We start from the raw sequence: 15,054 nt of genomic DNA on the forward strand, positions 1-15,054 counted from the left end.
TCATCAAGAAAATAGGAATAATTTCATGAACCGAGCGATTCGAAACAACATGGACAGTCCCTGGGAGCGGGCCAAGATGGAACCGATCGTGCGCGCCGACATTGCAGCCTTCGGAGCTGGACGAGCCGAGATGGCCAATGCGATGATCGAGCAGAGTGGCATGCGTATCCGTCCGGACCGCAATCGCGGCCGGTCGGCGGGCATCAATCCGTCCGGCCGGTTCGAGCCGGTCAGCCGCCATGTCTTCGATGATGGCTGGGATTCGCTGGAGGAACTGCCACCCTTCAAGACCGAGGTGCAGGTTGAAAAGCCGCGCACCATCATCACCCGCAACGAATCGCCCGATATCTCCTTCGACCGGTCGATCAACCCCTATCGCGGCTGCGAACATGGCTGCGTTTATTGCTTCGCACGGCCGACGCACGCCTTCATGGGCCTGTCGCCGGGCCTGGATTTCGAATCCAAGCTGTTCGCCAAGCCGGATGCAGCACGGTTGCTCGACAAGGAGCTGTCGAAGGACGGCTACCAGCCACGCACCATCGCCATCGGCACCAACACCGATCCCTACCAGCCGATCGAAAAACAGTACCGGATCATGCGTGAGATCCTCGAGGTGCTGGAAGCGCGTGGCCATCCAGTCGGCATCGTCACCAAGTCCGCGTTGGTGACGCGCGATATCGACATCTTGTCGCGCATGGCCGAGCGCGGGTTGGCCAAGGTGGCGCTGTCGGTGACGACAATGGACCGCATGCTGGCGCGCACCATGGAGCCCCGAGCGTCGACGCCGACCAAGCGGCTGGAGGCGATCCGGCAGCTTTCGGATGCCGGCATTCCGGCTTCGGTGATGGTGGCGCCGATCATCCCCGGCCTCACCGACCAGGAGATGGAACGGATCCTCGATTCGGCGCACGCGGCGGGTGCGCGCGAGGCGGGTTACGTCGTTCTGCGCCTGCCTTTGGAGGTCAGCCCGATCTTCAAGGACTGGTTGCTGCGCCATTACCCCGACCGCTACCGCCACGTGATGTCCCTGATTCGTTCGATGCGCGACGGCAAGGATTACGATTCGGAATGGGGCAAGCGCATGAAGGGCGCCGGACCCTACGCCTGGCAGATCGGCCGCCGCTTCGAGATCACCGCCAAACGGCTCGGTCTCAACGCTGAGCGGCGCACGCTGCGCACCGACCAGTTCGTCGCGGCCGGAAAGGATCAGGAGCAGCTGATGCTGCTCTGAACGCCCCCGTCACCGCCGCCTATTGCGGTCGCGGCAAAGAATCCCGTCCGGCCTGCCCCGGCCTGCAGACGGTGCCCTCCCGGTCCGGCGCCCCACCCGACCCGGAGGGACTTGCGGAGAATCGGAGCCGATGCGAACCTCGCCGCAACATGGCTCGCGCGCGTTCCGATTCTCCGCTTCTCTTCGAAATCGTCGAGAAACCCGATTTCTCCTTCGAGACGAAGGCGATGGCTGACGGGTTATGGCCCGTCGCGGGAATGGATGAGGCCGGCCGCGGCCCACTGGCCGGGCCGGTGGTCGCGGCCGCGGTGGTGCTCGATCCAGCCAATATTCCCGAAGGCCTCGACGATTCCAAACGTCTCAGTCATTTGCAGCGCGAGGCGCTGTTCCTGCGCATTCTTGGCTCCGCACAGGCGGTTTCGATGGCCTCCATCAGTGCCGAAGGCATCGATGGCAGCAACATCCTCAAGGCGAGCCTGGAGGCGATGCGGCGCGCGCTGGTCGGGCTGTCGGTCCGCCCGAAACTCGCGCTTGCCGATGGCCGCGATGTGCCGCCCGGACTGCCGTGCGACGGTCGCGCGTTGATCAAGGGCGACCAGCGCTCGCAGTCGATCGCCGCCGCCTCGATCGTCGCCAAGGTGATGCGCGACCGCATGATGTGCGGCTGCGGCAGCCATCACGACCGCTACGGCTTTGAAGTCCACATGGGCTACGCCACGGCCCGCCACCGCACGGCGATCGAGGCGCATGGCCCCGTCGCCCGGCTGCACCGCGTGTCGTTTGCGCCTTTCAGGCTGGGCGGGGCCGAGGTGACGGAAGAAGAGAGCCTGGCCGGGCTGGATTGAGCCAAGCGCGTAATCTCCCCCTCGAGGGGAGATGGCCGGCAGGCCAGAGGGGTCGCCGCTCATGGAAGCGCCGACTGTTTCTATTCTACGCCGCAAAGATTGTTCTGTTCTACGCCGCAAAATTGCGCTGAGACCGGTCGAACCGACCCCCTCTGTCGCCTTCGGCGACATCTCCCCCTCGAGGGGGGAGACTATCCGCGCCACAACAAAAAAGCCGCCAGGTTGCCCGGGCGGCTCCATGTCGGCGGTTCGGGAACCGCTCAGTTCAGCTTGGCCTTAACATCCGCGAGCGAAGCCTTGAACAGGTCGGCGCCGGCCTTGACATCGACCTTGGCGGCCAGCAGCGCGCGGGCGGCTTCGACTGCGATGTCGACGGCGCTGGCGCGCACCTCGGCGACCGCGTCGCGTTCAGCCTGACCGATCTTCTGTTCGGCAAGAGCGGTGCGCCGGGTAACGTAGTCCTCGGTCTTCTTGTGTGCTTCCGCGGCGAGCAGTTCGGCCTCTCGCTTGGCGGCCGCCACGATGTCGGCAGCCTCCTGCTCGGCTTCCTTGCGCTTCTTCTGGTACTGGCCGAGCAGCTGCTGGGCCTCGTCGCGCAGCTTGCGCGCCTCGTCGAGTTCACTGCTGATCCTGGCGGCACGGGCATCGAGCGCCTTGGCGATCAGGCCAGGCACCTTGATGTAGATGGCGACGCCCAGGAAGATGATCAGGGCTATCGTTGCCCAAAGCGTTGCGAGAGATGTGGCGTCCATGATGCGCTCCTCACCGAGCCACGGATTTGACCGCGGCCGCGATCTCGGTCTTGCTGGCCTTGCCGCCGCCGACCAGTGCCTCGACGATTGCCGAAGCGGTGTCCTCGGCGATGCTGCCGACTTCCTTCATGGCATTGGCCTTGATGGAAGAAATGCGTGCTTCGGCCTCGCCAAGCTTCTCGTCGAGCGCCGCCTCGATCTTCTTGCGCGTGGTCTCGGCTTCCGCCTTGGCCGCATCGTTGGCCTGCTGGCCGATCGAGTTGGCGTTCTTCTTGGCTTCCGCCAGTTCCTGCTCGTAAGCGGCAACAGCGGCGTCGGCCTCGCCCTTCAACTTGCTCGCCTGGTCGAGATCCTGGCTGATGCGGTCGTTGCGGACATCGATGATGCCGCCGACGCGCGGTACCACGACCCGCTTCAGGAAGAGGTAGAACAGCCCAAAAGTGATCGCCAGCCACAGAAGCTGCGACGGGAAGGTCGCAGGATCGAACGGCGGAAATGCGCCATGTGCCTCGGCAGGCACGCTGGTGCCGGAATGCGTGTCGCCTCCGGTCGCGGCATGGCTGGTATCGGCGGCGGGCGCTGACTCTTGCGCGAAGGCAGATGTCACGAACATGGACTATCCCCAGATATCAGGCCCGCCGCTTTCGCGGCCGGCCTGTCCAATCTTCCCAGTTGCTTCAGCCGAACAGGGCCAGAAGCGCGATGAGAAGCGAGAAGATGCCCAGAGCTTCGGTCACGGCGAAGCCAAAGATCAGGCGGCCGAACTGGCCATCAGCAGCCGACGGGTTGCGCAGCGCGCCCGAGAGGTAGCTGCCGAAGATGTTGCCCAGGCCAATGCCCGCGCCACCCATGCCCAGGCAAGCGATGCCGGCGCCGATGTACTTTGCTGCTTCTGCGTCCATTTGTTAACTCCTTTGGATCTGAAATTCCGTTTGTATTCCATCCGGCGCCAATGTTGGAAACTCTTGGGCCGGAAACTCTTTGGCTCAGTGCCCGGGATGCAGGGCGTCGTTGAGGTACATGCAGGTCAGCACCGCGAAGACGTAGGCCTGCAGGAAGGCGACCAGCAGTTCAAGCGCTGTCAGCGCCACGGCCATCGCCAGCGGCAGGACAGAGCCCGCCACGCCGACCGCGCCGAGCGCGGAGAGACTGACGACGAAGCCCGAGAACACCTTCAGCGTGATGTGGCCGGCCAGCATGTTGGCGAACAGACGAACCGAGAGGCTGACCGGGCGCGACACAAAGGAGATGACTTCGATCAACACCACCAGCGGCAGCAGGAACACCGGCACGCCGTGCGGAACGAACAGCTTCAGGAAACCGAGCCCATGCTTGCCAAAGCCATAGACGATGACCGTCGCGATAACGAGCGCCGCAAGGCCGAAGGTGACGATGATATGGCTGGTGACGGTGAAGAAATAGGGGAACAGGCCGAGCAGGTTGGCGACCAGCACGAACATGAACAGCGAGAACACGAACGGAAAGAACTTCATGCCCTGCGTGCCCGCGGCATCGCGCAACATGTTGCCGACGAATTCGTAGGCCATCTCGGAGATCGACTGCAGCCGGCCGGGAACCAGGCTGCGGCTCGACGTCGTGAGGAACAGGAACGCGGCAGCGACCACCACGGTCGCGACCATGAACAATGCCGAATTTGTGAAGGACAGGTCATAGCCGCCGATGTTAATCGGAACCAGCTTGATGATATGGAACTGGTGGATCGGATCGACCTTGTCAGCTGCCACGTTCTAACCCCGTCAATGCCGCGAACGGCCAAATTACCATTGCCGCACGAGGCGGCTATTTCCAAATGCCGCCTGAAGGGCGGTCATTTCCTGTCGTCCCGGCCAGAGCGCGATTTATCGCCCTGTCCGAATTCTGCCACAACGCCCGCGGAACGCATGACATTGAGCACGCCGGCGCCGAAACCAAGCAGCAGGAAAACGATCAGCCCCCATGGCGAAGTCCCCGCCATACGGTCGATGATCCAGCCGATGCCGGCGCCCACCACCACGCCAGCGATAAATTCACTGGAGAGTTTGACCGCCTGGCCGTATCCGGCCGCACTGCCCGCTTTCGCGTCGTCTTTCCCCTCGAGCCGGTTCGGCAGCCTTGTCGCAAGCGATGCTTCAAGTTCACGCCGACGTCGCTCAAGATCGTCGTCGCGGATGCCGGTTTCATGCTGCTTGCCGCGGCCGGTTTCTCCGGTTCCGTCTGGCCCATTCTTGTCGGCCATCGCAACCCCCCTGCCCGGTCAGACCGTCACCGTCCGTCCGCTTCTAAAGTCGCCGGCAACATAGTTAGAGGGGTTGCGCCCGTCAAGCCACGGGCGGAAGTTCATTGCCATGTATTTTAGGCAATAAAATCAATCAATTAGAGAGGTGCGACATCGTGCCCGCCGCGATGATGGGGATAGGTTGCGCGAATCCCCCGGGCAATGGCTCGCTGATCGGGCCCGTGGCCGGTGGAAAAGACCGGCGGCCGACAACCCTCAGCTCCAGCCGCCGCCATAGGTGCGGTAGAAGATATGCAGGCCGATCTTGGTCATCTTCTGCATGGTGCGCGCCCAGCCCGGATGGACATATTGGGCATAGTAGTGGGTCGACGATCCGACCTCCGGGATGAAGATCTTGCCGGCGGTGACGGCCATGGCGATGTCCTGCGCGGTCTTGTAGGCGACCGGGCTGTCGATGCGCTTCTTCCTGCCGTCGCAGGCGAAGGAGAACTGGCAGCGGTTGAACCAGCTGTCGTTCTGGTAGACCACGCCGCAGATCGAATTGGGATAGGCCGGATTGCGGACGCGGTTGAGAATGACCTGGGCAACGGCGGCCTGGCCGCGCACGGACTCGCTCCTCGCCTCGAAATAGATGCCGTTGGCCAGGCATGCCTGCTCCTTCTTGGAGAAGACACTTTCAGGCAGCGGATTCTGGATCCACCAATGGTCACCCTTGGCCATCGGCGGAATGAAGCGGCCGCTGTTGGGCTGCTCGTCCTGGAGAAGGGCTTCGAAGGGCGAGGCCTTGGCATAGTCCGGCTCGGATTGCGCATAGGCCGTTGCCAGCACATCGGGATGATCGTTGTTGACGAGGGCCGCAAGCATGGCCGGCACGCCGGGATCCCGCTTCTTGTCTTCGCGCGCATGGAATTCCGCGGCGATCTGGATTTCCTTGCCTTTGATCTGGGGCTTGGCAAAGGCCATTTTCAGGTCGCTGTCCATGCTCGGCCGCATCAAGGAAGAGGTCCGCTGGAAGATCGAACCGGCGTTGAAGTTCTTCGGCGGTGCGACGGGAGACACCTGGACGATGCGGCCCTTCTTGTCGGCGCGCATGACGCGATCCTCGTCGGGCGAGCCGCTGACCTTGCCGCCCTTGCCACGAAACGAGACAGAGCCGACGCCCGCCAGGTGAATACCCGATCCGGAGATCGAGCCGGTGACATCGGAATCGACGAACGGCATTTCGGCGGCATGCACCGAACCGGCGACGGATCTCTCGACATAGGAATTCCAGCGCGCGGTCGGCGATTCGAGGCCGGAAACCAGGCTGGTCATGTCCTGGTAGGCGGCGACGGTCGGGAAACCGATCCAGATGCCGAGGCCGATGATGAGCGGAGACACAAAATTGCGCTTCTTCTCACCGGCGGCGGCAGCAAGCCGCTTCAAGACGCGTCGATGCACGGAACTCTCTCCAGGAACGCTACTGACCCCACTGGAGAGCAAAATGATGCATTAACCTTGATGGGACGTTAACGGGATCGGTCGGGTTTTCCCGGCCGGCTCCAGGTCGTAAACGACCAGACGTTGCAGGACCAAGCCCGCAGGTCTGCTGTTCCAGAGAAATGAGCTTAACGGGATATCCATCTTCCAGCCGCCATATGGCAGTTGGCTTCAAACAGCGGTTCAGCATAGCGGACGGATGACAGCGGTCGCGGGAAATCTTGCCGTGGATGACGCCCAACCGGCGAAAGCAACGGCGCGCCCGATGCTTCTCAATCTGACCGCCCTGCGCGCCTTCGCAGCCCTGGCGATATTCGTCCACCATCTGACGGAACTGGGAATCGATGCATCCCGATCCATTCGGGATATGTATCTCGGCTGTGCTGTTTCGTTCTTCTTTGTCCTTTCAGGATTCGTGCTGGCGTACAGTTTCTCGGGACGATTCTTCGGCTGGCACGATATAAGAAACTTCATCTTCCAGAGATTCTTCCGGCTGTGGCCCGTCCACGTGCTATGTTTCTTCCTTGCCCTCGTGGCACGTCATCCTCCGACCAGCCTCTTCACCGCATACTTGGCGGCCACACTCCAAGGGTCATGGTTTCCAACCTACGGAACGGCCTACGCATACAACGGCGTTTCGTGGTCGATATCGGTTGAACTGTTTTTCTATCTGGCATTGCCGTTCATTGTGATCTTGCGGCCAAATCAGGTCATGCTGGTGGTCTGCTGCTGGACAGTTGCCGTCCTTGGTCTGATCGCTCTCACCGCGACTTTACCCGGGCCCGTATTTCCTCCTCCTTCCGAAAAGCCCTGGCTGGACCTCTACGTCACGGATGCGTCTCTGGTTCACCTCTTCCCGCCAGTGCGCATGGTGGAATTCCTGTCCGGGATAGCCGTTTATCGGCTGTTCAGTAGCCGACGCATTTCCAATGACTGGGTGACGTTCTGCCAAGTTGCAGCGGTGGTGTGCCTGATGCTTTGGGCATGCGTACATGCCGAGATCACGCAATTTATCGCTGATCATGCATCGCTGATGGCGTCCGTCGCCTATCGCGAATTTGGGCTGTATCCGCTATTCGCTGCCATCGTCTATGTCTTCGCACATCAGTCAGGCTCATTGACGCGCGTCCTGTCGTGCCGTGTGCTGGTTTTCTGTGGAGAGATCAGCTTCGCATTTTACATGATCCATCAGGTTGTCATCCACGTCCTGGCCTACAACTTCGAGATCAGGCAGCACTGTGGTCCGACAGTCGCCGCGATCTCGGCAGGCATGCTAAGCCTTGGTTTTTCAATCGTTCTCCATCGAGCCGTGGAGACACCCGGTATGGACTGGGCCAGGCAAAAGTTCCCGATGACCAGGCGGGCACCTTTATCCGCGCATGGTGCCGTCGGTGCCGTCGCCTGACGTTGTATCCACCTGCCGCAGGAAGATCGGCCATGCGATCAGTGCGCAGATGGCGGCCGACAGCCAGACGCCGGACCAGGACCACAGGTGCAGCAGCCCGGGGATGGCCACCGGCACCAGGAAGAAGCCAACGAAAACAAAGGTGTTGGCCAGGCTGAGCGCGGTTCCGACATGGCCGGCGCCGGCAAGCGTGGCAAGCTCGGTATAGGCAACGCCATGCCAGGCGGAGACCGAGATGCCCGCGGCAATCAGCACCAGGGGAAGAACAGCGATCAGGAAAGAATGGCCGCCCGGCATGGCGGGGCTGGCCAGGACCGATACCCAGAGCGCCACGAAGGCGAGCGCGCTGAACGCACTGCATCTGCGAAGAAACTGGCGGCGATTGCCGTGGCGGTCGGTAAAGCGGCCGCTCCAGACGCGCATGACCATGGCGCCGATCTGCACGGCCGCGAGGCTCGCACTGATCGCGGCGGTTCCCAGCCCTGCGAAGTCGTGCAGAAACACAGACGCGAAAGTGAGCACCGCCACTTGAGGGAAGCAGAGCAAGCCGATAGCGGTCGCGATGCGCCAGACCTCGATGTTGCGCAGCGGCGCCGATCCGGCCGCGGCCGGCGAAACGACGTGATCCACGGTCGGCGGCTCGTGCAGCCACCGCCAGGCGAACAGGGCGGAGAGAGCGGATGTGCCGGCGAGGAGCCCGAACACCGCGGAAAAGCCGAAAACCAGGGCGAGCGACGGCAGGAAAAGCGCGCCCAGGCCACCGCCAAGCGGCACCGCCGTCTGACGGATGCTCATGGCAAAGCCACGTTCGTTTTCCCGGAACCAGCCCATGATGGCGCGGCCGCTCGAGCCGTTGACGCTGCCGCCCAATAGTCCGGTGATGAGCAGGCTTGCCGACAGGAGCGTGACATCGGGAACACCTGACCTCGTCGGCACGACGAGCATGGCCATGGCAAGCAGCCAGGCCGCCGTCGCGCCAAGCCCGATCAGAAGCACGCGGCGATCGCCCCAGCGATCGGTGAGCAAGCCCCAGGGCAATTCGCTGAGCGCAACGCCCAGTCCGAGGAGGCCAAGCGCCAGGCCAAGCTCGGCATTGCTCAATTGGTAGCCCTGCCGAAGCACGACGGCCGTTGCCGGTATGCCGGAGAAGGTGGCCGAGAAGCTGGCGTTCGCGGCGACACCGATGCCCAGGACCTTCCAGCGATGCCCGGGGCTGAACACCCTTTCGGTGGGGCCGGCAGCCCTGTTCTGCAGGATTTGTGTTGGCTCTTGGTCGGCGCAGTCGGCGATGGCGGACATGATTTCGTTCCTATGGGTTCCAGTCGCATGGACCTTGACGCCATCTGTCTAGCGCCATAGATTCGTCCTTAAAATCAGGAAGTTTTTGATTATCAATCCTGAAAAACAGGATATTCCTTTATGCAACAACGCGTGACCTTCGACCTCGACGTTCTCCGCAGTTTCGTCACCGGCATGGAGTTGGGCAGCTTTGCCAGGGCCGCCGAACGGCTTGGCCGGTCGACCTCGGCGGTCAGCGCGCAGCTGAAAAAACTGGAAGAGCAGGCAGCGACGCCGATCTTCCGCAAATCGGGACGCGGCCTCGCCTTGACGGAGGCCGGCGAAACCATGCTCGGCTATGCGCGCCGGCTGCTCGAGCTGAATGACGAGGCGGCGGCGGCAATCCATGATGTCGAGCTGGAGGGCTGGGTGCGGCTCGGCCTGCAGGAGGATTTCGGCGAAGCGGTGCTGCCGGACGTGCTCGGCCGCTTCGCCCGTGCCCACCCCAAGGTCAAGATCGAGGCCAGGATCGCGCGCAGTTCCGAACTTGCCGACAAGATCACCTCAGGCAGTCTCGATATCGCGCTTGCCTGGCATAACGGCACGATGCTGCCCTATAGCGAGCACGTCGCCGACGTTCCAATGCGCTGGATCGGTCCGGCCAAGCGCATCGAGACCAGCCTGCTCGACGGCGAACCCCTGCCGCTGGTGGCACTCGAGGCGCCATGCCTGCTGCGCACGGTGGCGACGGAAACGCTCGACCGCGCCGGACTGCCCTGGCGCATGGCCTTCTCCAGCCCGAGCCTTGGCGGCATCTGGGCGGCCGTGGCCGCGGGGCTGGGGTTGACGATCCGCACCGACATTGGCCTGCCAGCCAGCGTCAGCACGATCCAGCCGGAGATTGCCGGCCTGCCGGCGCTGCCGAAAATGGCGCTGTACCTGCATCGCCGGGATGCCGAACTCGAGCCGGTGGCGGCGCGCCTCGCCGATATATTGCTGGAGGCGGCGCGACAGGCACTACCCGACAATGCGCGGACCGCAGGCCTGCGCGCCGTGGCCTGATCGGACGAGCGCCAGGCTCAGCCGCGTTTCTTGGCTCGGCCGGCGAACGGGTTGTCCGAGGTGCGCAGTGCGATGCGGATCGGCACGCCCGGCATGTCGAACGCTTCGCGGAGGCTGTTGGAGAGATACCGCACATAGGATTGCGGCATCGCATCCGGGCGCGAGCACTGGACCACGAAGCCCGGCGGCCGCGTCTTGGCCTGCGTGACGTATTTGACCTTCAGCCGGCGCCCGGCAACGGCGGGCGGCGGGTGATGCGCCAGGATGGCTTCAAGCCAGCGGTTGAGCTTCCCGGTCGAGACGCGGCTGTTCCAGACCTTGTGGGTCCTCAGCACCGCATCCATCAGCTTGTCGAGGCCACGCCCTGTCTCGGCCGAGACCGGAACGGCCTGGATGCCGCGCACCTGCGGCAGCAGCCGCTCGGTCTTTTCGCGCAGTTCCGCCAGAAGCTCCTGCGGATGATCGATCAGATCCCATTTATTGAAGGCGATCACCGGCGCCCTGCCCTCGCGGATGATCAGGTCGGCGATCTGCAGATCCTGCTTCTCGAAGGGGATCGTGGCGTCGAGCACGATGATGACGATCTCGGCGAAACGGATGGCGCGCAAGCCGTCCTGCACGGACATCACTTCCAGCTTTTCGTGGATCCTGGCCTTGCGGCGCATGCCGGCAGTGTCGAACAGCTTTATGCGGCGGCCTCGCCAGTCCCAATCGACCGATATGGAATCGCGGGTGATGCCGGCTTCCGGTCCGGTCAGCAGCCGCTCCTCGCCGATCAAGGCGTTGATCAGCGTCGACTTGCCGGCATTCGGACGGCCGACGACGGCGATGCGCATCGGCTTGGTGTCGTCGTAACTGTGCGTATCCTCGGCGTCGGGATCGGCGATGTCCTCGCCGATCAGCACCTCGGTGGCGGCGATCTCGTCGTCTTCGCCCTCTTCCTCCTCACCGAAGGCGCGCGCCTCGCCGAGTGCCGCGATCACCGCGTCGCGCAGATCGGGCATGCCCTGGCCATGTTCGGCCGAAACAGGGATCGGCTCGCCAAGGCCGAGTTCCCAGGCCTCCAGCATGCCGCCCTGGGCGCCCTTCGCCTCGGCCTTGTTGGCGACCAGAACCACCGGCTTGCCGGATTTGCGCACGATTTCGGCAAAGGTCCTGTCGTCCGGCAGCAGGCCGGATTTGGCATCGATGGTGAAGAAGATCAGGTCGGCTTCGTGAATGGCGATCTCGGTCTGCGCGCGCATGCGCCCAGGCAAGGTCGAGGCGGCGGCATCCTCGAAACCGGCTGTATCGATGACGTCGAAATGCAGGTCATAGAGCTTGGCGGCATGGACACGGCGATCGCGGGTGACGCCCGGCGTGTCGTCGACAAGCGCCAGCTTCCTTCCCACCAGCCGATTGAAAAGAGTCGATTTGCCGACGTTAGGTCTGCCGATAATGGCGACTTTGAAGGTCATACGGTCCTACAATCATGCATGTCGTTGTCCCAAAACCGCTGCACACTTTTGGGCGACATGCATTTACGAGGCATTGCCCGAGCCACGGATCAGCTCGGACATCAGCGTTGCCCGCTCGCGGGTGTTGCGCGGGGCGCCGTCGTCGGCGGCGATCTGGTCGAACAGTTTCAGCGCGTCCTGGGTCTTGCCTTCCTTCCACGCGGCAAGGCCGAGCGCCTCGCGTGCTGTATGGCGTAGCGTGTTGGTGTCCGATGTCAGCGCCTCGACGCGGCTGGAAACGTCGGCGAAGGAGCCGTGGTCGACGAGCAGGAGCGCCGCCCGCAGCCTTGCCATGTCGCGAATGCCCTGGGGTATGGCGGTGTCGGCGGCGACTTCGTCGAAATCCTTGACGGCGGCATCGGTGTCGCCCTTGCTCGCCTTGACGGTGGCGGCGCGCATGCGGGCAAGCAGGGGATAGGCGCCGTAGCCATCCTTCTCGAGCTGGTCGAGCGCGGCGAGCGCCTCGTCGTTCTTGCCGTCATTGGCAAGCTTCAGCGCCTGCGAGAACGCATCGCCGGAGCGGTTGGCGCGCGTCTCGTCCCAATAGCGATAGCCGACGAAAGCGGCGGTGCCGAGCACCACGAGGACCGCAATGACAAGCACGGCCGGGCCGAAACGGTCCCACAGCGCCTGCGCCTGTTCGCGACGGATCTCGTCATTGACTTCACGGATAAAACTGTCGTCGGACATCAATCAAAACCACTTTTGCCCCGGGCCGGGGCGGTTCATGAGCCCGCGTTTTAGCGAAATTTTGTCGGCATGGAAGGGGTTCGAGCGGAAAATCGCCTATTCCCCGGGGCAAACGGATGTTTGCCCCGGGGAATACGACAAAATGGCCCAATCGCATCCACGCCACATTTCGGGGATAGCCGGCTTGCTGACCGCCCGGAGCCTGTAAGTTTGCCGATGCCTCGTTTGTCCCGCGTTGTTGCGTTCTCTCTTGCCTCGCTCGCCGCTTCCGGCGCGGCTCTGGCCGATCCGCCCGCGCCGCCAATGCCGGCAAAGCCGAAGCAGGTCGTCATCATCTCCTTCGACAGCGCGCGCGACATCTCGCAATGGACGCGCAGCCGGGCGCTGGCGCGGCGCACCGGCGCGCATTTCACCTATTTTCTCTCCTGCGTCTTCCTGCTGTCGCCGGAGACGCGCAAGGAATACACCGCACCCGGCAAGACATCAGGCACATCCAACATCGGCTTTGCCGCCTCCAAGCAGGAAGTGACTGAGCGGCTCGAACAGATCGGCCTTGCCGCGCATGAAGGCCACGACATTGCCAGCCATGCCTGCGGTCATTTCGACGGCAAGGACTGGAGCAAGGCCGACTGGCTGAAGGAGTTCGCTTCGTTCGAGCACATTCTCGAGAACGCCTATGCGATCAACGGCATCGCGTCGGAGCCGGATGGCTGGCGAGAATTCGCCCGGCATGCGGTTGTCGGCTTCCGCGCGCCATATCTGTCGACGAACAAGGCGCTTTACGAGGCCTTGCCTGCCGCCGGCTACCAGTTCGACGCCAGTGGCGTGTCGCAGGGCCCTGCCCTGCCGCCGACTGTCGGCGGCATCACCCGCTTTTCACTGCCGCAGATTCCAGAAGGGCCGAAATCCCGACCGGTGATCGCGATGGACTACAATCTCTATGTCAGGCATTCCGGCGGCTTCGAGCGGCCGAGCAAGGCGGGCGAGTTCGCCGGCCGGACCTATCAGGCGTTTCGCGCTGCTTTCGACGCGCAGTATCAGGGCAAGCGCATTCCGCTGGAACTCGGCTTCCATTTCACGCTGATGAATGACGGCGCGTATTGGGACGCGCTTGAGCGGTTTGCCGGCGAGGTCTGCGTGAAGGCCGATGTCGAATGCATCAGTTTTCGCGATTATGTGACGCGGCAAAGCGCTGGCCAGAAACAGGCAACGGTCGGCGGCTGAGCCGCCAACCCGTTTCGGATTAAACCCAAATCTTCTCAAGCCGGGTCTTCGGCGCCATGCCTTGCCAGATAACGCTGGTCGATCTCGGGCAGCGGCTCGCCCAGGAGCGTGGCCTCGAAGGCGCGTAGGCGCTTGTGGACCGACTGGAGCTCGACGATGGTCGACCAGGAGGTGAGCAGAAACTGCAGCGAACCCGTCACCTTGCCAAAGGCGTTCGAGATCTGGTTCAGCGCGCCGAACGTTATCTTGTGGGCGACCAGCGACGGACCCAGGATCAGCAGGGAGAAGATATTGTCGGCCTGCAGGTAGGTGTACCGGACGACGTTGAAATAGATGTAGTGGAAATAGAGCCTGAAATAATTGTGCCTGACATTGGCGAACAGCTCGGCGGTGGTGGCAGGCTGTGCACGGTCCGCATGATCCTCGCCGTAAACCAGTTCCTTGCGGTAAGCGGCCTCGACGCGCTGGTTACGGAACTGCAGCCCCGGAAGCTTCAGGCCGGCTATCATCACCGAGATCGTTCCAAACAGACACCAGGCCAGTGCCGCGACCACCAGGGGCTGGGGGATCGCGCCGATGATCGGCAACTCGCTGATATGGGCCTGCAACTGGATCATGACCGGCAGGAAGGCGATCAAGGTCATGATCGACTGCACGAAGCTGGAGCCGAGATCCTCCATGATCTGCGAGAACCGCATCGTGTCTTCCTGAATGCGCTGCGAGGCACCCTCGATATGGCGCAACCTGGCCCAGTTCTCGATGAAGTAGTTGTTCATCGCCGTGCGCCAGCGGAAGATCCAGTGGCTGACGATGAAGGCATTGACCACCTGCACATTCATGCCGACCAGCGCGAGCCATGAGAAATCGGCCAGTCCGGTATAGAATTCACCGTTGGTCGATTTGCCGGTCCCTGACATCAGCCCTTGCACATAGTCAAAGAACGGCCCGTACCAGGCGTTGACGGCGACGCTGACCTGCACATTGAAATAGATGAAGAACAAGATGACCGCCGTCATCAGGATCGACCAGCGTTGCCAGGGATGCGGCGAATACCAGCTCCAGAACGCGTAGAAGATGGCCACGCAGACCACGAAATAGATATAGAACCAGAGGAACGGCTTCGACACGAGGACGGCAATGCCGATGATCGGCGGCGCGTCGGCGGCCGCCGCCGGCAGGCCGAAGACGGCGCCCAATTGCTCACCACCGAAAAACCAGAACAGGATCGCCGCAAGGCTCCAGATGGCGGCCGAAGAAAAGAAGAGCTTCGGCTGCGGGAAGAAGGATACGAACACTGGGCGAATTCCTTGCCTTAGGCGCAAATCAGCTGACAACAGCGGGCATAAAGTCACACAT

At 62.8% G+C, this 15,054-nt stretch carries 15 protein-coding genes; 5 read left to right on the plus strand and 10 right to left on the minus strand.

What is annotated here, in order from left to right:
- Positions 1-76: 76 nt before the first annotated feature.
- Together EB230_RS26170 and EB230_RS26175 are read left to right on the plus strand one after the other, a co-directional pair.
- Entirely contained in the window at positions 77-1,231 is a 1,155-nt protein-coding gene (locus EB230_RS26170) for a PA0069 family radical SAM protein (RefSeq protein ID WP_065005111.1), read from the plus strand.
- A gap of 149 nt (positions 1,232-1,380) precedes the next feature.
- Positions 1,381-2,076: a ribonuclease HII gene (locus EB230_RS26175; RefSeq protein ID WP_056564120.1), complete on the plus strand. Its 696-nt coding sequence runs from the start codon at positions 1,381-1,383 to the stop codon at positions 2,074-2,076.
- A 260-nt stretch (positions 2,077-2,336) separates the two neighbouring features.
- On the opposite strand, the gene EB230_RS26180 is transcribed toward EB230_RS26175, so the two are convergent.
- The 6 genes from EB230_RS26180 to EB230_RS26205 all read right to left on the minus strand — a co-directional run bounded on the left by EB230_RS26180 (position 2,337) and on the right by EB230_RS26205 (position 6,504).
- A complete protein-coding gene (locus EB230_RS26180; protein WP_056564123.1) occupies positions 2,337-2,828 on the minus strand; it encodes a F0F1 ATP synthase subunit B in 492 nt (163 codons plus the stop codon).
- 10 nt (positions 2,829-2,838) lie between these two features.
- Positions 2,839-3,441, minus strand: a complete 603-nt coding sequence (locus EB230_RS26185) for a F0F1 ATP synthase subunit B (RefSeq protein ID WP_056564126.1) — start codon at positions 3,439-3,441, stop codon at positions 2,839-2,841.
- 64 nt (positions 3,442-3,505) lie between these two features.
- Positions 3,506-3,730: a F0F1 ATP synthase subunit C gene (locus tag EB230_RS26190; protein ID WP_013896722.1), complete on the minus strand. Its 225-nt coding sequence runs from the start codon at positions 3,728-3,730 to the stop codon at positions 3,506-3,508.
- 84 nt (positions 3,731-3,814) lie between these two features.
- Positions 3,815-4,573 carry a F0F1 ATP synthase subunit A gene (locus EB230_RS26195; protein ID WP_056564128.1) on the minus strand — a complete coding sequence of 253 codons (759 nt, stop codon included), beginning with the start codon at positions 4,571-4,573 and terminating at the stop codon, positions 3,815-3,817.
- Positions 4,574-4,656: 83 nt separating this feature from the next.
- Positions 4,657-5,064 (minus strand): AtpZ/AtpI family protein, encoded by a 408-nt coding sequence (locus EB230_RS26200; RefSeq protein ID WP_056564131.1) that lies wholly within the window; start codon positions 5,062-5,064, stop codon positions 4,657-4,659.
- Positions 5,065-5,319: 255 nt separating this feature from the next.
- A complete protein-coding gene (locus EB230_RS26205; RefSeq protein ID WP_056564132.1) occupies positions 5,320-6,504 on the minus strand; it encodes a cell wall hydrolase in 1,185 nt (394 codons plus the stop codon).
- 238 nt (positions 6,505-6,742) lie between these two features.
- On the opposite strand from EB230_RS26205, the gene EB230_RS26210 reads away from it, so the two are divergent.
- Positions 6,743-7,948, plus strand: a complete 1,206-nt coding sequence (locus tag EB230_RS26210) for an acyltransferase (protein ID WP_172374201.1) — start codon at positions 6,743-6,745, stop codon at positions 7,946-7,948.
- On the opposite strand, the gene EB230_RS26215 is transcribed toward EB230_RS26210, so the two are convergent.
- A complete protein-coding gene (locus tag EB230_RS26215) occupies positions 7,913-9,247 on the minus strand; it encodes an MFS transporter (protein WP_172374202.1) in 1,335 nt (444 codons plus the stop codon). The two genes, EB230_RS26210 and EB230_RS26215, sit on opposite strands and share 36 nt — an antisense overlap.
- 120 nt (positions 9,248-9,367) lie before the next feature.
- Between EB230_RS26215 and EB230_RS26220 the strand changes: the two genes are divergently transcribed.
- Positions 9,368-10,288 (plus strand): LysR substrate-binding domain-containing protein, encoded by a 921-nt coding sequence (locus EB230_RS26220; RefSeq protein WP_056564139.1) that lies wholly within the window; start codon positions 9,368-9,370, stop codon positions 10,286-10,288.
- A gap of 17 nt (positions 10,289-10,305) precedes the next feature.
- Here EB230_RS26220 and der read toward each other — a convergent pair whose 3' ends face one another.
- Positions 10,306-11,745, minus strand: coding sequence for a ribosome biogenesis GTPase Der (gene der / locus EB230_RS26225; protein ID WP_056564143.1), 1,440 nt, complete (start codon positions 11,743-11,745; stop codon positions 10,306-10,308).
- A 63-nt stretch (positions 11,746-11,808) separates the two neighbouring features.
- Positions 11,809-12,474, minus strand: a complete 666-nt coding sequence (locus EB230_RS26230; protein WP_056564145.1) for a tetratricopeptide repeat protein — start codon at positions 12,472-12,474, stop codon at positions 11,809-11,811.
- Positions 12,475-12,690: 216 nt separating this feature from the next.
- Here EB230_RS26230 and EB230_RS26235 point away from each other — a divergent pair, with 216 nt between their 5' ends.
- Positions 12,691-13,698 (plus strand): polysaccharide deacetylase, encoded by a 1,008-nt coding sequence (locus tag EB230_RS26235; RefSeq protein ID WP_172374203.1) that lies wholly within the window; start codon positions 12,691-12,693, stop codon positions 13,696-13,698.
- A gap of 35 nt (positions 13,699-13,733) precedes the next feature.
- Here EB230_RS26235 and sbmA read toward each other — a convergent pair whose 3' ends face one another.
- Positions 13,734-14,993 carry a peptide antibiotic transporter SbmA gene (gene sbmA / locus EB230_RS26240; RefSeq protein ID WP_056564147.1) on the minus strand — a complete coding sequence of 420 codons (1,260 nt, stop codon included), beginning with the start codon at positions 14,991-14,993 and terminating at the stop codon, positions 13,734-13,736.
- Positions 14,994-15,054 lie beyond the last annotated feature (61 nt).

The organism is Mesorhizobium sp. NZP2234 (assembly GCF_013170765.1).
Classification (GTDB): domain Bacteria; phylum Pseudomonadota; class Alphaproteobacteria; order Rhizobiales; family Rhizobiaceae; genus Mesorhizobium; species Mesorhizobium loti_D.